The 19,244-nt window shown below is 54.3% G+C and carries 17 protein-coding genes and 2 tRNA genes; 7 read left to right on the top strand and 12 right to left on the bottom strand.

Annotated features, from left to right (window positions below; translation table 11 throughout):
• Positions 1-51: 51 nt before the first annotated feature.
• The 4 genes from purH to rapZ all read right to left on the bottom strand — a co-directional run bounded on the left by purH (position 52) and on the right by rapZ (position 4,992).
• Positions 52-1,632, bottom strand: a complete 1,581-nt coding sequence (gene purH, locus IFJ82_RS01095) for a bifunctional phosphoribosylaminoimidazolecarboxamide formyltransferase/IMP cyclohydrolase (RefSeq protein ID WP_003616723.1) — start codon at positions 1,630-1,632, stop codon at positions 52-54.
• A 112-nt stretch (positions 1,633-1,744) separates the two neighbouring features.
• Positions 1,745-2,548 carry an aminotransferase class IV gene (locus IFJ82_RS01090; protein ID WP_003616724.1) on the bottom strand — a complete coding sequence of 268 codons (804 nt, stop codon included), beginning with the start codon at positions 2,546-2,548 and terminating at the stop codon, positions 1,745-1,747.
• Positions 2,541-3,950, bottom strand: a complete 1,410-nt coding sequence (locus IFJ82_RS01085) for an anthranilate synthase component I family protein (protein ID WP_003616725.1) — start codon at positions 3,948-3,950, stop codon at positions 2,541-2,543. Before IFJ82_RS01085 ends, IFJ82_RS01090 begins: the two co-directional genes overlap by 8 nt.
• 28 nt (positions 3,951-3,978) lie before the next feature.
• Positions 3,979-4,992 (bottom strand): RNase adapter RapZ, encoded by a 1,014-nt coding sequence (gene rapZ, locus IFJ82_RS01080; RefSeq protein ID WP_064305457.1) that lies wholly within the window; start codon positions 4,990-4,992, stop codon positions 3,979-3,981.
• 287 nt (positions 4,993-5,279) lie between these two features.
• On the opposite strand from rapZ, the gene IFJ82_RS01075 reads away from it, so the two are divergent.
• From IFJ82_RS01075 to IFJ82_RS01065, 3 genes are all read left to right on the top strand, one after another.
• On the top strand, positions 5,280-5,633 hold the full coding sequence (locus IFJ82_RS01075; protein WP_192265309.1) for a RidA family protein: 354 nt from the start codon (positions 5,280-5,282) through the stop codon (positions 5,631-5,633).
• Between the two features lie 534 nt (positions 5,634-6,167).
• On the top strand, positions 6,168-8,081 hold the full coding sequence (locus IFJ82_RS01070) for a glycosyltransferase family 4 protein (RefSeq protein ID WP_192265307.1): 1,914 nt from the start codon (positions 6,168-6,170) through the stop codon (positions 8,079-8,081).
• Between the two features lie 264 nt (positions 8,082-8,345).
• On the top strand, positions 8,346-10,052 hold the full coding sequence (locus IFJ82_RS01065) for a glycosyltransferase family 4 protein (protein WP_048859220.1): 1,707 nt from the start codon (positions 8,346-8,348) through the stop codon (positions 10,050-10,052).
• Between the two features lie 236 nt (positions 10,053-10,288).
• On the opposite strand, the gene IFJ82_RS01060 is transcribed toward IFJ82_RS01065, so the two are convergent.
• The 4 genes from IFJ82_RS01060 to IFJ82_RS01045 form a co-directional block, all read right to left on the bottom strand.
• Positions 10,289-10,603 carry a hypothetical protein gene (locus IFJ82_RS01060; protein ID WP_062809726.1) on the bottom strand — a complete coding sequence of 105 codons (315 nt, stop codon included), beginning with the start codon at positions 10,601-10,603 and terminating at the stop codon, positions 10,289-10,291.
• 384 nt (positions 10,604-10,987) lie between these two features.
• Entirely contained in the window at positions 10,988-12,139 is a 1,152-nt protein-coding gene (locus IFJ82_RS01055; protein WP_192265306.1) for a glycosyltransferase family 4 protein, read from the bottom strand.
• Positions 12,140-12,173: 34 nt separating this feature from the next.
• Positions 12,174-13,433: a polysaccharide biosynthesis/export family protein gene (locus IFJ82_RS01050; protein WP_225578726.1), complete on the bottom strand. Its 1,260-nt coding sequence runs from the start codon at positions 13,431-13,433 to the stop codon at positions 12,174-12,176.
• Between the two features lie 261 nt (positions 13,434-13,694).
• A tRNA-Ala gene (locus IFJ82_RS01045) sits at positions 13,695-13,770 on the bottom strand.
• Positions 13,771-13,931: 161 nt separating this feature from the next.
• On the opposite strand from IFJ82_RS01045, the gene IFJ82_RS01040 reads away from it, so the two are divergent.
• Both IFJ82_RS01040 and IFJ82_RS01035 read left to right on the top strand, forming a co-directional pair.
• Positions 13,932-14,237, top strand: coding sequence for a YggT family protein (locus tag IFJ82_RS01040; protein ID WP_003616747.1), 306 nt, complete (start codon positions 13,932-13,934; stop codon positions 14,235-14,237).
• Between the two features lie 99 nt (positions 14,238-14,336).
• On the top strand, positions 14,337-14,798 hold the full coding sequence (locus IFJ82_RS01035; protein WP_003616749.1) for a YjjA family protein: 462 nt from the start codon (positions 14,337-14,339) through the stop codon (positions 14,796-14,798).
• A 102-nt stretch (positions 14,799-14,900) separates the two neighbouring features.
• Here the strand turns inward: IFJ82_RS01035 and hemJ are convergent, their stop codons facing one another.
• Genes hemJ through hemE form a run of 3 tightly spaced genes read right to left on the bottom strand, consistent with a single transcriptional unit; the run spans position 14,901 to position 17,113 of the window.
• Positions 14,901-15,347: a protoporphyrinogen oxidase HemJ gene (gene hemJ / locus IFJ82_RS01030; protein ID WP_003616751.1), complete on the bottom strand. Its 447-nt coding sequence runs from the start codon at positions 15,345-15,347 to the stop codon at positions 14,901-14,903.
• Complete coding sequence (locus tag IFJ82_RS01025) at positions 15,347-16,048, bottom strand: HAD family hydrolase (protein WP_192265304.1); 702 nt, start codon at positions 16,046-16,048, stop codon at positions 15,347-15,349. Before IFJ82_RS01025 ends, hemJ begins: the two co-directional genes overlap by 1 nt.
• Positions 16,049-16,051: 3 nt before the next feature.
• Entirely contained in the window at positions 16,052-17,113 is a 1,062-nt protein-coding gene (hemE, locus tag IFJ82_RS01020) for a uroporphyrinogen decarboxylase (protein WP_075595521.1), read from the bottom strand.
• Between the two features lie 437 nt (positions 17,114-17,550).
• Between hemE and IFJ82_RS01015 the strand changes: the two genes are divergently transcribed.
• Positions 17,551-18,192 (top strand): Maf family protein, encoded by a 642-nt coding sequence (locus tag IFJ82_RS01015; RefSeq protein ID WP_192265303.1) that lies wholly within the window; start codon positions 17,551-17,553, stop codon positions 18,190-18,192.
• Between the two features lie 84 nt (positions 18,193-18,276).
• Positions 18,277-18,352, top strand: a tRNA-Ala gene (locus tag IFJ82_RS01010).
• A gap of 187 nt (positions 18,353-18,539) precedes the next feature.
• On the opposite strand, the gene IFJ82_RS01005 is transcribed toward IFJ82_RS01010, so the two are convergent.
• Positions 18,540-19,193 (bottom strand): ABC transporter ATP-binding protein, encoded by a 654-nt coding sequence (locus IFJ82_RS01005; protein ID WP_003616759.1) that lies wholly within the window; start codon positions 19,191-19,193, stop codon positions 18,540-18,542.
• Between the last annotated feature and the right edge of the window lie 51 nt (positions 19,194-19,244).

The raw sequence follows: 19,244 nt of genomic DNA, 5'->3' as shown, positions 1-19,244 counted from the left end.
TGTCTAGTGATATCCCTCGCCCCGCGACAGGCAAGTCCCCGTGATGTGGGATCAGTGCCGGAAATGGCGCATACCTGTGAAGACCATCGCAATCCCCGCCTTGTCAGCGGCAGCGATGACCTCATCATCACGGATGGACCCGCCCGGCTGGATCACCGCGACGGCGCCCGCCGCGATCGCGGCCTCAAGCCCGTCCGCGAACGGGAAGAACGCGTCCGAGGCCACCACGCTGCCCTGTGTCAGGGGCTGTGCCTCGCCCGCCGCCTTCGCCGCGTCAGCACTCTTGCTCGCCGCGATGCGGGCCGAGTCGACACGGCTCATCTGGCCTGCGCCGATGCCCACTGTCGCCTGATCCTTGACGTAGACGATGGCATTCGACTTCACGTGCTTTGCTACACGGAATGCGAATATCAGGTCTGCCATTTCCGCATCTGTCGGGGCGCGCTTGGTCACGACCTTCAGGTCCGCACGGTCCACACGTCCATTGTCGCGTGTCTGCGCCAGGAAGCCACCGGCCACCGAACGTACGACAATGCCGGCCGCCGTGGGATCAGGCAGCGCACCCGTCAGCAGCAGCCGCAGGTTCTTCTTCTTCGCGAGGATGGCGCGTGCTTCCTCCGTCGCGTCGGGGGCGACGATGACCTCCGTGAAGATGGTGGCGATCTTTGCCGCCGCTTCGGCCTCCAGCGGACGGTTCAGCGCGACGATGCCGCCGAATGCCGAAACCGGATCACATTTCAGGGCCTTGTCCCAGGCCTCGGCCTGCGTCGCGGCGACGGCGATGCCGCACGGGTTGGCATGTTTGACGATGACGATGGCGGGGTCGGTGAACTCGGCCACCGCCTCGAACGCGGCGTCAGTGTCGTTGATGTTGTTGTACGACAGCGCCTTGCCCTGGATCTGGCGCGCGGTCGCAACGCCCGGACGGTTGGTGCCGTCGGTGTAGAACGCCGCCTTCTGGTGCGGGTTCTCGCCATAGCGCAGGCTTTCGCGACGCACACCCGCCACCGTCATGCGCGCGGGCAGCAGGTCGTCGCGCTGTCCGGCGAACCACTGCGCGATCGCGGCGTCATAGGCAGCCGTGCGGGCATAGGCCGCACCTGCCAGCCCCCGGCGCTGCGACAGCGTGGTGCCACCTTCGCCAAGGGCGGTGATGATATCGGCATATTGCGCCGGATCGGTTAGGACCGCGACATGGTCATGGTTCTTTGCCGCAGCGCGGATCAGGGCCGGACCGCCGATATCGATGTTTTCGATGCAGTCTTCGGCACCCGCGCCGGACGCCACGGTGGCCTCGAACGGATACAGGTTGACCGCCACAAGGTCGATCGGCGCGATCTTGTGCTCTTCCATCTGGCGCAGATGTTCGGGCAGGTCGCGACGGCCGAGGATACCGCCATGGACCTGTGGCACCAGCGTCTTCACCCGGCCGTCAAGGATTTCAGGGAATCCCGTATGTTCGGACACGTCCTTGACCGGGATACCTGCTTCGCGCAGCGCACGGGCTGATCCACCGGTGGACAGGATCTCCGCCCCATGGGCGACAAGCGCGCGACCAAGATCGAGCAGGCCGGTCTTGTCCGAAACGGAAATCAGGGCGCGCCGCACCGGCACAGGCGTCTGGGGGGCCATCACAGTGACCTTTCACTTTAAACCGCGGGACGATCCGAACATGGATCTGATGGGGGTGATTAATCCAACCCCGCCTTTTTGAGCAATAACCGAAATGACGGAACCGGTGGCCTTATGACATCAGGGCCGCACGGATCCGCGCAACCGTGGCGGCCTCCCGTGATAGCGGCGCAGCATCGAGCGACACAGCCGCGCGCACCGACATGCTGTTGACCAGCACAACCGCCTCCGCCGCCAGCAGGTCCGCACGTGTCAGGGCCCGTTCACGCGCAAGGCGCATGTCCAGCAGCACGGAACGTGCAATGCCGGGCAAAGCACCTTCGGCCACGGGCGGAGTCAGCAGCATGCCATCGCGCTGGATCAGCAGGTTACTGGCGCTTGCCTCGGCCACGCGCCCCGCCATATTGAGCAATACGGCCTCAGTCCCGCCGCGCTGGCGTGCTTCCATCAATGCGAGGATATTGGGTAGGTAATTCAGGGTTTTGGCCCGCGACAGGGGGCTGGTTTCATCACGACGCATACGGCTGATGACCAGATGCGCATCAGGCATGGGGACAGCGGCAGGCGGAAACGGCACGATCATGATGGTCGGGGCCGCACCTTCGGGTGGCAACAGGCCACGCGGGCCGCATCCGCGCGTGATGGTCAGACGCAGCGACCCCGCCTGCATCGCGTTATCGGTGATGACACATACCAACGCCGCCTCGACCTGTTCCCGCTCAGGTGACGGGATCATCAAGGTTTCCAACCCTGCATAAAGGCGCGCCATGTGCCGTTCCAGATGGACGATGCGGCCTGCCTGCACACGCATGGTCTCGAACACACCATCACCGAGCAGAAGCCCACGATCAGCGGGATCAATCCGCACCGCATCCCGATCCTGCATGGCCCCGTTAAACCACAGGCGCTCAGTCATGCTCTTTTTCCCCGGATGACGTATTGCCAAACACCGACAGAAGGGCGGAAACCTTCAGGCACATTTCCTCATATTCCTTCTGTGGATCTGAAAGTATCGTAATCCCGCCACCCGCGGCCGCACATATTCCCGCCCGTGTCATGACAAGGGTGCGGATGATGACCGAACTATCCATCGCCCCATCCCCACCGATACGGAAGACTACCCCACAATAGGGTCCCCGCGCCGAACCCTCCAGTTCATCAATGATCTGCATGGCGCGATGCTTGGGCGCGCCAGTTACGGAACCGGGCGGCAGCGTCGCACGCAGCAGGTCGATGGCATCATGACCGGGCAGCAGGGTTGCCTGCACCTCCGACACCAGATGGTGGACATGGGTGAAATGTTCCACGTTAAACAATTCCGGTACGCTGACACTGCCGATCCGTGCGAGTTGCCCAAGGTCATTGCGCATCAGGTCCACGATCATCAGGTTTTCGGCGCATTCCTTCTCATCCAGACGCAGGTCCTGCGCACGTTGCCGGTCACGCACGGGATCTGGATCTCGTGGCGCCGTCCCCTTGATCGGACGGGTGCGCATGACACCATGCACGTCGAGGGCGACAAACCGTTCCGGTGATGCCGACAGAAGGGCAAAGTCCGAACCACATGACAAGAACGCCCCGAATGGCGCCGCAGAGGTGACGCGCAACGCGCGATAGGCCGCAATGGGAGATAATCCGGGCGGCCTTGCCCCCCACATGCGCGCGGTGATGTTCACCTGAAAGATATCACCTGCCGCAATATAATCACACGCTTGCGCCACCGCCCGGCGGTATCCCCTGGCCGAACGCTCCATGGTAAACTGGATATCGGGCATTTTTGGAAGAGGTACGTGGGCGACAACCCGCCCCCACAGGTCCATGACCTCCCGTCGGCGTCGCGCCATGACATCGGGCGTCCCATACCCGGTCAGCCATACCCGCCGTTCAAGGCGATCCATGATAATGGCATGGTCATAGATACCGGCCGCGAATTCAGGCTGCTGCGGGTCAGGATCGTGCCGCGTGGACAGGCCATGCGTCCTCTGCCCGAACCGATAATCCGCAAACCCGATGGCCCCACCGACAAACGGCATTCCATCAGGGCATGCAAAGGCGGGAATCAGGCCACGCAATATCTCCAGCGCATCCCCCGCCTGTTCGCGCCTGTCCACGAAACATCGTCCCGCATGAGCCTCCACCACATGTACGGGATCACGGCATAGGATTGTCCAGCGCCCACGCGGCATGATCTCGCTGCCACTGTCCAGACAGGCCAACCATGGCTCCCCCTCCAGCACGGCCAGAACATCGCCCATATCATGCCATGGCAGTTGATGGACATGAACGGACAAGACGGAAGATGGATCAGATTGTGTCACGGACGGAGGGAAAATCCTGCCTGCGGCCTTAGGATGCAGGGGTATCGTCTGGTTGCGTCTGGCTGCTGCCCAGACGGTTTGCAGGACGATTGGCCCAGCGCCAGCTGCTGCGCCCCTGCCGGGCCAGTTCACGGTGCATGACCACCACAGGCCATTGTCCGCGCGCGAAACTGGCGGAGGGGGTATCATGCCGCTGTCCGCCCTGCGTCGGCTGCGCCCCAAGGCGCTGGGCCAATGCCTCCACCAAGGTCACGGAACGATGCCGCCCCCCCGAGCAGCCAATCGCAATCGTGGCATATTTCTTCCCTTCCTGCACGAAGCGCGGCAGCACGAGGTCCAGAAGACCGTCGATCCGGTCAAGAAAGGCCGCATAATCCGGGTCCACCTGCACATAGGCCGCGACCTGCGGATCAAGCCCCGTCAGGGCGGACAGCGAAGGATCGTAATAGGGGTTACGCAGGAAACGCGCATCGAACACCATGTCCGCTTCGCGCGGCAGGCCGGCAGGAAAGGCGAACGACATCAGGGCAACCGTCAGGCCCTCGCCACGTCCATCCTCCCACTGTCCAAAGCGCGCCTCCACAAGCTGGCGCAATTCGGGCGGTGGCAGGTCCGTGGTGTCAATCACAACGTCGGCAGCTTCCCGCAGGGGAGCCGTCAGACGGAGTTCCGCCTCGATCCCTTCCTTGACAGTGCCATGGCTGGCCTGTGGGTGCCGCCGTCGCGTGGCGGTATAACGGCGCAGCAGCACGCTTTCCTCTGCCGTGGCGTAGATCAGTTGCGCATGCAGGTGCGGATTGATCCGCAGGCGCGACAGGGCGGCAAGGACCAGGGTGGCGTCAAACCCACGTGTGCGGGAGTCCACCCCGATGGCCACCGGCTTTTCCGCGCGGGCCACAATCTCGTCCAGCATGCCAAGCGGCGGGTTGTCGATGACTTCATGCCCCAGATCCTCCAGAATTCGCAGGATCGACGATTTCCCGGCACCAGACAGCCCGGTTACAAGAAGGATGCTGCGCGGTAATGGTGAATCTTCATGCATGGGTTATGGCAGTCACATGAAATCCTGGGGAACCATCGTGCCAGCAGGGGCTGGCGTCGGATGACAGGGGTTACGATGGTGGTGCAGCGACAGCCTCCGACACAAGGATTTTCCTCTTTTTCACCACAGATGAAAAGTGGTGTCATTATCACATCTGCATTTCGTCAGGCACGTGGATGGAACCATCTTACAATATCCGGCCTTTCCATGTCACATCGAAAGGAGCGAGCGTTTAGGGCTGAAATTTATCATGGACAAAATATGACTATTTTGTGATTTTCTTCCTGATGAAAGAAACCACGCGACCAAACGAGGATATCCACATCCGCCATCTGACCGGGCAGGATCTGGCCACGGGGCAGTTTGCCCCCACAATGCTGGGCCAGTTCCGTCATGCGCTGGCACAGGGTGCGGACATCCTTGAACAGCATGGCAACAGCCTGCATGATGTCACGCGTATGGTTGTTACCCTGACAAAAACCGATGAATTCGCGTCGTGCTTTACAACACTGAACGAAGCGTTTGGCCGCACCTGTCCTGCGATGACATTCCGTCTGGTCAAAAAGCACCAGCATGCCCCCCAGTTGATCGAACTTGACCTTCTGGTTGCGATACCGGACGCCTCCCTCTGCGGTATCTGAGCCAGACTGACGCGGAACAGGGCGGATGGGACAAACAGGCATCTTTCCCTACCTCCACGCGCTATGGCCGGTTTAAGAGGAAAGATCATATTTGCGCCTTAAATAATACATATTCATTATGCAAACACTCCATCAGGCGTTTGCTGAATTTGGCGCAATTACCAGAATCCCAATAATCATAGCATCTCAATATCGCTATAATTATTTTTTAAAATACAATAAAGTGGGGATTTTGTTTTTATAGATTTGCCTCAAATGCCACGCATTTTTAAAATGCACACCGTGTACTTGCAGAATACATATAAAATTACATTTTATGATTTTATTGCATGGCTTGCCTGCATGGCAGAAGCATCCTAGCGCATACTGCGCAATACAAAGCCGCATACCACAATCAGTCGGTGAAGAATAGGAGTTTTTGATGCGACTTCTATAGACTAATGCCCGTTTAAACCTTATAAATCCCTTGGGAGAATTCCGTTTATCATCAGGTAATATCCATTACCCTTGTAAATCCATTGGGAGCATGACCTAGTGAAATTGGCAATTTTGGCTCTAAATATGTCTGAAAGGAATGATTCCGTATGTAATGACGTTGCTCATCATTACAGAATGCTGTCATCCCAGAATCCTGCCATAAACATTGTTCGTGTATTCTCCAATAATCATGACCCCCTGGCATTCCCTGATATCCCAGTGGAAAGTGCTGACGCCTTTCACGAGTGGTTGAAGCAGGACCGGTCCATTACCGTTCTTTTCCATTATTGCGACAGCCTTACCCCTTTTGATAAATTCCTGCGGGAAAAATGTCGGCATGTGATTATCCGGTGGCACAATGCCACGCCTCCCTGGTTTACCTTTGGATTACAGAACCAGAATGCGACGCATGCCCTGCTCGGTTATGAAAACATCATTGATTTCATTAATTGCAGCCATATCCAGTTCTGGTCAAATTCGGAATTTACAAGCGATCAGCTCATCGCATTGGGGGCCGCGCCGGAACGATGCCATGTCGTTTACCCGGCCAGTCGTTACCTGAACCTTCCTGTTCCCTTTCTGCCCCATGCGGTCGAAACAGGGACAGACGATGTAAGTAACACCGCCAATGACGCGACAATAGATCTCCTCTTCGTCAGCCGTGTTGTCGCGCATAAGGGGCATATCAACGCAATTGCCGTTGCAGATCGGGTTCAGGAACTTACCGATGCCCGTGTCAGACTGAACATTGTTGGAAAGGGTCTCGACGATCCCAATCCTTTTTCCATCCGCCTGCGCAAAATCATCAGTCAGGCAAAGTCGGAAGTCATCGTTCATGGACTTGTCTCCGATGATGCCCTGATCAATCTTTACCAGACTTCTGATGTTTTTATCTGTCTTTCAGAGCATGAAGGGTTTGGTCTTCCCGTTTTCGAGGCCATGAGGTACCGCCTTCCTGTGGTCGCCTGGGCAACAACAGCCTTTCGGGAATTACTTGCAAGGCATCCCCTTGCTTTCCCCAATTTCGATCTGGATCTTTTTGCCGCTGCGATTAACGCCCTTGCGACCCCAGGCGTAAAAAATCGTTTGCTGGAGATCCAATATGCCATTCTCCAGACCTATTCTGCTGAAATCATTGAAACCCAGGTGCGTGATGCACTGGCGGCACAGGATAAAAACAGATGGCCGCAACCAGTTCCTGATGATCTGGCGCGCCCTGCGATCCGCTACTTGCCACGTGTCGCCCATGCAATCAATACCGCGCGTAACTCTCTTTACGAATACTGTCATCAGGGCTTTGATAACAGTCTGGTCTTCGATTCCCACATCAATATTACGTCTCTTTACGATGTGCGAATGTTCAAGAATTACCTGATCCAAGATAAGGAACTCCTGAACGCCCTGACCATGCCTGTGGACGAGCCTTCCATTACCTTTGATCCCAGTGAATTTTCCATGCGTAAGGGGGGCTGGTCAGCCGCTGCCCTTATCGAAGGGGATAGCGTATCGCTACCTTCCGTTGATATTGCAGCCACACACCTGATTTTTGGGCCTTACGCGCAGATGCCTGCCGGGCGTTATCGCGCCATCATGCATGCATGTATCAAGAATGATACGCCGCAGGATGTACGGTTTGAAATCGATGTAAACTCCAATAACAAACAATTAACAAGCCGTGTCCTTACCCTGTCCAACGGAACCCATGACATTAATGAACAGGTGACGTTTGAATTGACTGGCGAAGCCCCGATGGTCGAGATCAGGTTGGGTGCGTTGGCAACATTCACGGGAAATATCGTTTTTTCAGGCGCAACACTCATACAGATTGATGCCAAAAAGCAACGGCTCTCCCTATCAAAGATGAATGTCATATCCCTTACTTTTGGTCGACTATGGCGGATTGGCCCTTTTGCAAAACGTCTTCGCAAACGTTTGGTCAAAACCATTTTACGTGGAATTGGCAAGGGGTGAAACACAGGTGCCCAAATTGGAGCATATGTTTTCATGCGATGGAATTTCGTCTTTGACAGGATCGTTTGTGTCCCTGATTACCAGACGATACGGATTGATGCCTGAAAATAACTTATTTTTTCAAGAATGCAGAGATCCCGATCATGCCACACAGGAAATACAGCCCAAGGCTCTCGACACCTAAATCCCAGTTCTACCGCTACAGACGCAGATGACGAACTCCGCTCTTATCGCAGTTCTAAAGGCACGAGGTTCTAGATCGACATGAAGATTGCATTTCTTGTACAGGGTCTGTTTGAAAAGAGCGACTCCATAGGCTTTGACTGCATTTATGAATATGAACGCACCAAGGCGCTTTTTCCAAAATTTTCCAACCAGATCCGTATTTTTGCCGAACGTTTCGATACCGCGCGCCATCCTGACGTGCCTATTGAAAATCTGGATACATTTTATGAATGGTGCGACGTTAACCCGGAAGGGACCGTTATCTATCATTATTGTGGCGCTTGGGAAAAAATGGATAGTTTCCTGGCAAACCGCCCTACACCCTCTGTTGTGCGTTGGCACAATAATACGTCACCATGGTTTTTCTTTTCAAAGAAGCGTTATCTTGCACATACGATTGAAGGCTTTGAAAATATCATCCGGATTTCGACAAAGCCCAATCTGTTTTTCTGGGTAAACTCACTATTTACACGGGATCAGTTCGTAGCTCTTGGTGGCGAAGCCTCACGCTCTGCCGTTGTATTCCCTGCCAGTCGTTACCTGAAGAAAACCACCAATGTTCACGTATCCGAACGGCGTTTTGCACCCAACGGCATTATCAATATGCTTTTTGTGGGACGTGTCGTGCCGCATAAAGGGCATAAATCCATTATCTCTTTGGCGGATCGCGTTCGTATGGCAACGGGAAAACCCGTTATAGTACACTTTGCCGGGCGTGAAGATGACGTCAAAGCGGAAATCGAAGTACATGCCACCAGATATCCTGAAATCGAAGTAAATTTCTATGGCGAGGTTTCTAACGCCGAACTTGATGAACTTTACAAAATCTCCGATGTATTTCTCTGTCTTTCAGAACATGAAGGATTTGGTTTACCCGTTTTCGAAGCCATGCGCTGTGGACTTCCGACCATTGTCTGGTCAACAACAGCCCTTCGGGAACTGATGGTCGATCATCCTTTGGGTTTTCAATATTACGACCTAAACATGTTTGCGGCGGCTATTGTCGCGCTGCAGGATGCAGACGTCTATCATCAGGTACTTGCTGCACAGCAGCATGTCCTGAAATCCTATACCGCAGAAATTCTTGATAACCAGATTCTGGAAGCCCTTGCCGCCGTTAAGGGGGAGACCAACACCCAGCTACATACGGCCCTTCCCCGGGCGCTTCAGGCGCAACCAGAAATTGCCCTTGCAATAATGGAGCAGATGCACAAAGCACAGGCTTTTCCTCAAAAAGCTCCATTGGTTGATCGTGATAGTGGTTACAACCTCTTTTCACGTTACGATATTCAAACTTTCCGCAAATTTTTTGATCGCTCAGAGCGCCTTCGCTTTGCTGCGTTCGAGAATTTCAGAACCAATGGGCAATATCATATTGAAGCTAATGAGTTTCATCATAGAGAAGGCAAATTGGAAGGAGATGTACTCCACTTCAAGCAAGGTCATTATTCTGGTGGGCACCTTATTTTTGGGCCTTACAGGGATCTGCCCATCGGGACCTATACCGTAATGTTTGATTTGTCGGTTACAAGCACGGATCTCAAATCGGTTGTCGTTGACGTCGCTTCCCAAAAACATGGCGAGTTGGATTATATAAAGACGCCTCTGGCAAAACTTTCTACCAATCAACCAACGCTTAAATTTCGCTGTGATGATGCAAATGACATGTTTGAATTTCGTGTTAAATTTGAAAATGATTTCACAGGCGAAATTTCTTTTCGCGGGGTGATCTTAAGCCAGGTTTAAGCGCGACCAACTGGCTTCATCGAATGAAGCTGCCTGATTTGTGAGTATCTGGTTAAAAGCCTGCACTCCCCTTTGCATCATTCCATAAATCACGATGATGGAATGTATTGCTAAAGGGGAGCACAGTCCTTGGTAATGTTGAGGATGTGCCCATAAAGCATCTCTTTAGATTCATTTGGGCCATTACGCGGTTTTATGAAGATGCCTTTAAAAACGATTTTCTATCATTCAGGTATTTATGAAATATTTCTGCCTGTAGACGATTCTGATTTTGATACTATCCTGGTCTCAGAAATTACGCGTGCAATACATTCTGACACCCATTTATGAGCACTGGTAATATCGTTGAATTCATCGCTATCCGGTCCGATCTGGTGCGCGATCTGCTGTTCATCACGTTCTTTGATGCGATACTGCTCATATTGTAGCATTTCAACCTGCTGTTCATGCGTCAGCAGACGCAATGCCCTCTGAAGGGCCGCCTCAAGGCATCCGACATGCGCTTCAAGCAACGCGATTTCGCCAGCGATCCCAGACATATTGTCATTCATTGTGCCCATCTTCCTTTGCTTTTTAAGATACAGGATGCTGCGTTCGTTCCAGATGCTTACCATTCCTGACCTGTTCCTGCATTACACACTTGATAATCCTGATTCTGCAGAAAATATTCAATCAAGTCGTGATATCGCCTCTACTCCCGCAGGCATGATACAGGCGGTGTCACGGGAAGCCGGACATACAGTTTAAGACAATCATTTTTATCTGTAATAAGTGAAAAATACTTTTAAATCCGTTTCTAATTATCCCTATTATTGTGAATAATAAATAAATTTCCTGAGTAGGGCTATTGTTTTAAAATGAAAATAACTTGGAATATTAAAATAATTACAATGGTTTTATATTTCTATCTTCTCAAACAGTCTCTAAACATTCCTTTAAAAACGTTCATAAAATGCTTTCAGTCGTGTGCCATAGGCCATCCGTGAAAAGAATTCTGCCCTGACATATCCCCGCTGGACAAGATCGCCACACAGACCCGCATGCTTATCCATGGAATCCAGTACAGCGATCGCATCGCCAATGGCCTTCACGTCAAAAGGATCGACAAGATATGCTGCATTATCAGCAATTTCCCCGGTCGCCCCACCACAGGAGGTAATCACTGGTGTGCCTAATGCCATGGCTTCTATAATCGGCAGGCCAAATCCCTCTCCCAAAGAGGGAAAGACAAGCATATGCGCCTCGGCCAGTCCACGTAGTAAGGAAAAACGCTCAATCCATGGAATGCGTATGATCTGCCCCGGCCCTTCAGGAAGGGACATATCCGGACGGTCATCCCCATCGGGACCGACCAGCACAAGTGGTCGATGCGACCTGCTGCGGGCATAACCTGCGATCAGGCGCTCTATATTCTTTCGGGTTTCGACACGTCCGATATGAATGATACTGTCAGATGGAATGATACGTTCACTCTTCATCACAGCTTCCCTATCAATATCGACCATCTGATAAAGATTGGTAATACGTGACGGAGAAATATTCAGTATTTCAATCAACTGTTGCCGGACAGTTTCTGAAACCGTCACAATTGCATCCATGCGTGGCAGGAGTTCACGTAGCAGACGGGCAAAATGTGTGGGATCAATTCCTGTCAGATTGGGATTGAGGATGGGCACCAGATCGTGAATGGTGACTATATTCCTGCATCCCTGCATGACCATCGGCAGGGGATAGGTCCAGTGCATAAGCGCAGGCGACATAGCAGTATCAAAGGATGTCAGTCGGCCAAAGGTCTTGAACCTGACATGGGCAGTTCGATAAAGGTCAGGGCAATAGGGCACATCATGAACTTCCCCGACATGTCGCCAGGGAAGGGTTGCGCGTAGCAGACGCTGTAATGCATCCAGTTTTCCGCCTGATAACGATTTTCCATCTGGCGTGGCCCCTTGCACAAAGGCCGTCGAGATCCCCAGATCACCCAGGCAGGTAGCAAGATCCTGCGTATATCTTGCTACACCGGTTCCCCCATTGATTCCGATATTACGGCTGTCCAGCCAGACCGGTCCTGTGGTGGAAATTACTGACACATGTACCTGCCCCTTCAATCCTGTTAGGACAGTATTACTTCGCCAGCCATGCCGCCGTGATGCCAGGACTGATAATCGTACTCAACAGGTTAAAAAACTTATTGAAATCATTGATTTTAGCATTCGCAACATAAATCAGGTCGCGATTTTTCATCGGGATTTTCTGCGCAAGGAAATAATCCTGAGTATTCATCAGGTCCAGATGATAAACAACGGGAATGTTTTCCTGCCCTGCATCCATCTGCAGACCCAGTTTAGTTGCAATATTCCGGTCCTCAAACCGGAACAGATAAACGGCATTCGGATCACCTTGCCCGTCAGAAACGCCACCCACCCGTGACAGGGCCTCCGCCAGCGAAACCTGTGGCGTTCCGAACGCAACTTCCGTGACCTTGGAGCTTGCGCCAAAGACCGTAAATGTACGGGGTTCAGACAAGAGTTCCATCCGGTCTCCGGGCTGGAGAGGGATATCCTGTTCAGGCGTCTGTTCGATAAGTTTCAGCGGTGCCTGCACCACGCGATCACCACGCGTCAACTGGACAAGCGTATCTTCCGAAAGCTGTTTTGGCCCACCTGCCAGCGCGACAACATCAAGCACCCGTTCCTGGTTGGGGGTCAGTGGGATACGCCCACTCTTGAGGACATTTCCATAAACCATCACCACATTCGTCTCGTCCAGGACAGGACGCACGATAACAGCGGGCCGCGTGGAAATGTGTTTCAGGCTATTATTGATACGCTGGGAAATTTCGGAGATCGTAAGCCCTGCGACATGGACCTGGCCTGCATAAGGAATGAGGATATTGCCATCGTCATTGACCTCCACCACGGGCAGGTTTGTTTGAACGGCCCCAATCGGCGGCGCGCCCCCGACCCCGTTCAGGGTCGTCAATGTTCCAGGTTCCGTGGCCGATGCCGTCGCCACACCACCAGTAAAGACACCATTACCGATTTCATAGACAGAAATCGCCAGATGATCCCCCGGACCCAGCCGGTCATTATGCGTTGGCGTATAACTCGTGGTATTGAGCGTCGAAAGCAAAGGCGGCTTTTCTTCGCTTAGCCAGGATGCCACCTGGTCAGTCACAGGCTCGATCTTGAACCCAAGGCTGTTCTTATGCCGGTCTGCCTGCTGCGAAACGATATCCGCCTGTGCGGGACCACTGCTTGGAAGTGTATTGCACCCTGTCAGAAGACATCCCACCATGGACACTATGGCAACAGCCCGACTGCTGCGACAGGACAATCCCCCCATAAGGCGGAAGCGGCGATCCACACCTGACGATGTCGTCATTCCAACGGAATGTCCATCTTCATGACGCGTCATCAAGGTAATGGGATGTTCTGACATGCTGGTTTAATATTTTCTCTTTGCTAGGAACGATAGGACATCCCCGTCACACGACCTGGATGTCACCGGAAAGAAAAGTCGGCTATCTCTACTCTGCCCACGCTGAACGATCAACCGCAACCTGCCATAAGGCAATATGACGCATCATGGACGTCATGAAACCCATGAATTACAATTTTCAACATTTGGGGATTATGTGAAACGTGGTGGAGCTGAGGGGAATCGAACCCCTGACCTCCTCATTGCGAACGAGGCGCTCTCCCATCTGAGCTACAGCCCCACGTTTCATGCGAAAGCGATTAATCATATACCCTTTGTCATGTCAAGGCGTCCAGTATCGCGAAGATGGTTTTTTACGATACACCCTCCGACATGATATTGTGACCCACGTTCCAGAACGCTAGTTTGAGCGGTCAAACCCCTGTTTTGAAAGTTGGCCCATTGGTTACAATCGTGTTCCAACTGCTGTTCGAACTGATACAGCTCTATACCTGGGTCGTCCTGTCGGCCTGCCTGTTCAGTTTCCTCCTGGGCTTCGGGATTCTGGACCCGCGCCAGCCAGTTGTATGGAAAATCTATAATTTCCTGTCGCGCATGACAGAGCCATTGTTGCAGCCCATCCGCAATATCCTGCCCACTGTTGCGAATATCGACCTCAGCCCCCTCGCACTGCTGCTGCTGATCCAGTACGTGCTGTATCCGGTCCTGGGCAAGATATATGCCATGTTGATGGTGGGGATTGCATAACCGCCCATGAGGCGGAATGTTAAGGACTGTGGCGCATATCATGGCAGAAGCTGGTTCTGCCGCGTCCTGTGCGCCCGGCCCCATGGTTCAGGAGTTCCGATGTCCATCTTCAAAAAACTTTCGGCGACATGCCTTGCCCTTCCCCTCCTTGGCGCAATGGCGGCATCCCCCGTTCATGCACAGGGAATTCCCGGCTTTTCGGGTGGGAACTCGTCCGGTTCTTCACTGTTGGGCAATGCTGCGTCCGGCGCACTGTCAGGCAGCGGCCTGAGCATTCCCTCAGTCTCCTCACTTGCGCCGTCGAACGTGACGGGCCTGCTGAGCTATTGCGTGGAAAACAACTATCTGGGCGGAAATTCCCCTTCGACGGTCCTGTCCTCGCTAAAGAGCAAGAGCGGCCTTGATACATCCAGCCCGCTTTATTCCAACGGACAGAAAGGAATCCTCGATACCGGTAACGGCAACACCTTCTCGCTGTCCTCGCTTGAAGGTAACATGAAGCAGAAAGTGACCAAGAAAGTTTGCAGCGCAGTGCTGAAGCAGGGCAAGTCGCTTCTGTAAGCCATAAGTTTCCGGATGCCGCCTTTTTTGAAAAAGGCGGCGTTCTTTTGATACTTTCAGTAAAAAAACTTCACCAGAAACTTTTATCTTCTGAAATATAAATCAGAAGGGCCGCACGACAATCATGATGACGACAATCATCATCAGGACCGTGGGAACCTCATTCGCCATGCGATAAAAACGTTCGGGGTGCGTATTACAATCCTCGGCAAAGGCACGGCGCCATTTGGCACAGGCCCCGTGGAACCCGGCAAGGCCGAATACCGCAATAAGCTTCGTCCACCACCACCCACTATGCCAGTCGATCAGGCCCGGTAACATCGCAAGCAGCCCACCGAACAGAAACGTGCTGCACATCGCAGGCAGCATGATGAAGCGCAACAGCTTGTATTCCATGACCTTGAAACGTTCGGATTCCGCCGATCCGACCGCCACCTGGCAGTGATAGACGAACAGGCGTGGCAGGTAGAACATGCCCGCCATCCACGCGACCATGGACATGATGTGGAATGCCTTGAACCACAGCATCCATGGCCAAAATACTGCCATCACGCGGCCTGCCCCTGAGAACGCAGGATACGCTTCACCAATGCGGTGAATTCCGTCAGGTGCCCAACCCGCAACAGGCCCGGCCAGCTTGTCGCCGGCAGGTCAAGCGGGCGCAGCAATACACAGGCCATGCCGGCGGCACGCGCGGCACCTGCCCCGGTTTCCGTATCCTCCAGCACCAGACAGTTTTCCGGCGCAACCCCTTCGGCATGGGCGGCAGACAGATAGACAGCAGGGTCCGGCTTGGGCTTGCCCATGTCACGTGCGGAATGGATACAATCCGGGGAAATCAGTGTCTCCAGACCCGTGCGGCCGAATTTTGCATCCATTTCCATTTTGGAGGAATTGGATCCAATCCGATAAGGAATACGCAGTTCGCGGATCTCACGCAGCATGGCGGCCGATCCCTCGATCGTTTCCGCCTCGGACCGCATGAGTTCAACCAGCGCATGCTGCATCTGCGTGGGCCAGTCCTGATCAAGTTCCAGTCCGGCCTGATCTTGCAATTCTTCCTTCAGGGCTGTCAGCGCCTTGCCCGCGAAACGGCCCACCGCGTCCTCGTCACTGATTTCCAGCCCGACCTTGCGCAGTTCACGCGCAAGCATGCGGCACGAAGGTCCTTCACTGTCGATCAGGACGCCATCGCAATCGAAGATGATCAGGCGCAGTTGTCCGTCGGGCCGGATGGAAGCAGGTAACATTCGTCAGATATCCCTGATGGTCGCGATAAGGTCGCCCACATGTTCGGGCGGCGTTGCAGGCACGACCCCATGGCCAAGGTTGAAGATATGCGGCCGTCCCTTCATCGCATCCCTGATGGCACGTGCCTCCGCCCGCATGCCCTCGCCCCCGGCAAGAACGCGTAACGGATCAAGATTCCCCTGTAATGTCAGTGTATTGGGAAGCTGTTCTGCAATCGCCTTCATGTCCGCACTGGTATCAAGCGCCATCGCATTGACCCCGGTTTCACGGCCATATTCCACCGCCATGAGGCCGGCAAGGCGCGGGAAACCGATGATTGGCACACCCGGATGGCGTTCGTTGATGATCTTTACGATCCGCTGCGCCGGGGCGATGACATGCCTCCGGAATTCGGATGGGGGCAGCAGACCGGCCCAACTGTCGAACAGCATCACGGCCTCGGCCCCGGCAACGATCTGGTTGCACAGCATGTCCGCCGTCGCAGTGGTCAGAATATCGATCAGGCGGTCGAAGAATTCCGGATCGGAATAGGCCAGGCCGCGTGTTACGTCGAATTCGCGCGAGCCGTGGCCTTCCACCATGTAACAGGCGACGGTAAATGGCGCGCCCGCAAACCCGATCAATGTCACCTGTCCTGGTTTGGCCACCCCGATCGGGTCCGGCCCATCGACAATGGTCCGCAACCGTTGCAGGGTTTCCATCACCGGCATGGTCGCCGCTTCCACGCGTTTTACGTCAAGCCGTTCAAGGTCATGCAGGCTGCGCACCGGTTCCAGCACAGGGCCGCGACCATGGATGAACTCCAACGATTGTCCCATTGCCCAGGGCAGGATCAGGATATCGGAAAACAGGATTGCCCCATCCATGCCAAAGCGTCGAATCGGCTGCAGGGTGATTTCCGTTGCCATGTCGGGCGTCATGCAGCGTGTGATAAAGTCCGCCTTTTCCCGCAGCGCCCGGAATTCAGGCAGAAACCGTCCCGCCTGTCGCATCAGCCATACCGGAGGGGGCCAGATCGCTTCTCCCGCAAGGGCACGCAGAAGGGGTTTGCCTGTTTCGGTCATCGGTCCGTCGTTCAGTTTCATTGCAGCGGGACTATCTCGTACTTTTTGCCGAGCGAACAGCGTCGATGCGCCCAAGCCGTGTTTCCACGTCATTCGCGGTTCCCATTCCTAAACAATAAAAGAAAAGAGAAAGAAATTCTTGAAGGGGTTAATAGGGGCTGTGAGTGATGGGGTACCCATGTTTCCGAAAATGTACCCCGTTTTTCCCACAGTGTGTACAACCCGCCGTTACGCAGTTTTCAGCCATCAGGGAAAGTTATTCAGATTTTCCCGACAGGGGGCTGTGTACAACTCACGATGCAGGGGGGTGTTCAGCTTATCCACGGTACTCGGTACGGTGCAGAATCATGCGAAGTACCATCCCCATGTACCACAGTACTCCCGGAGTACTCCCCGGCCCGAATTTAATGTTTCACTTTGGCAGTACGGAGCGCCAGATGTCCGACGACTCGAATTTAGTACTAAAGGTCGATTCATTACAGGTCGAGTCGCCCCCGATAGTACTCGCCAGCCAGTCCCACGCACGGCGCAGCCTGCTGGAATCGGCAGGGATCATGGTGTCCTGTCGCCCTGCCCATGTGGATGAGGCCGCGATCAAGCGCGCCTGTCGCGATCATGGCCATGATGTCGATACCACTGCCCTGACGCTCGCCCGGGCCAAGGCGGCGCATATAAAGGCCGCGGGGGCGATCGTGATTGGTGCGGACCAGATGCTGTCATGTAACGGGGAATGGTTTGACAAACCCGCCGACATGCCCTGTGCGCGCGAACATCTGATGCGCCTGCGCGGGCAGGCGCATGTACTGCATACAGCGGTCGTGGTGCTGCGTGAGGGGGAGGAAATCTGGCGTCACGTCGCGCGCCCCCGCCTGTGGATGCGCACATTCAGTGAAGACTTCCTTGACAGTTACCTGCGTCTGGAGGGGGATGCCATCCTGTCCTGTGTGGGCGCTTACCGGCTGGAGGGGCCGGGCCTGCACCTGTTCTCCCGGATCGAGGGCGAACATGATGCGATCCTTGGGCTGCCGCTGTTGGCGTTGCTGGAATTCCTGCGTGGATATGGTGTCATACGGGGCTGAAAATAGGGGGTTGCAAAGCTGAAAGGCACTCGCTATACCCCGGCAGGCAAGCGGATCGTTCCCATGCGATCCGGTTTATGATGTGGGGCCATAGCTCAGTTGGGAGAGCGCCTGAATGGCATTCAGGAGGTCGTGAGTTCGATTCTCATTGGCTCCACCATTTTTTCCCGATCATAAATAATAGTATCCCCGACAGGATATATCGTCGGGTGTACCGGATTTTCCCTGCTGAAAAGAAGTTTTGGTGAAGCTTTTCCCAAAGCCTTCGAAAGGCGCCGCCTTTTTTGAAAAAGGCGGCATTCAGGAACTTTTAAAAGTTTTTCAATTGGTTATCCGGGAATGCGTTCTTATTTATACAGTTCGGCAGAAGCATCAATCGCCGCGTCAATCGTGTCATAGAATGTCAGCCTGCCATTTTGCAGCACCGCGCCCTGATCACAATATTCCCGCAGGGTATTGGGATCATGCGACACCATGATCAATGTCCCATGTTCGCGCCGTTCCAGCAGGGCTTCGCGGCATTGCAGGCGAAAGGAATGGTCCCCCACCGCCGTGACTTCGTCCACAAGATAGCATTCAAAGCGGATCGCCAGGGAAACGGCAAAGGCAAGGCGCGCCTGCATACCTGACGAGTATGTCTTGACCGGGGCGTCGAAGTAATGCCCAAGACGGGCAAAGCTGTTGACGTAATCAAGGATTTCATTGATCGGCCGACGATAGATGCGGGCGATGAAACGTGTATTGTCAGCACCCGTCAGGCTTCCCTGGAATGCCCCCCCAAACCCCAGGGGCCAGGAAATGGACATGGTGCGCGTGATGCGGCCACTGGTGGGGTATTCGATCCCTGCGATCATGCGTGTCAGGGTCGATTTCCCTGCGCCATTGACGCCCACGATCCCGATCGACATGCCCCTTTCGATCACGAATGACTGGTGGTCCAGCACACACTTGTTCACACCGCGCGCATGATAGACTTTTGTAACATTTTCAAACTGGATCATGATCTTGTATTCATGGCCTCGGAAAGAGCAGGGTCAGGTCGCATCATGGAC

Source organism: Novacetimonas hansenii (assembly GCF_014843995.1).
GTDB classification, from domain to species: Bacteria; Pseudomonadota; Alphaproteobacteria; order Acetobacterales; family Acetobacteraceae; genus Novacetimonas; species Novacetimonas hansenii.
The sequence above is the reverse complement of the archived record's forward strand: the minus strand, read 5'-3'. Positions and strand labels throughout refer to the sequence as shown.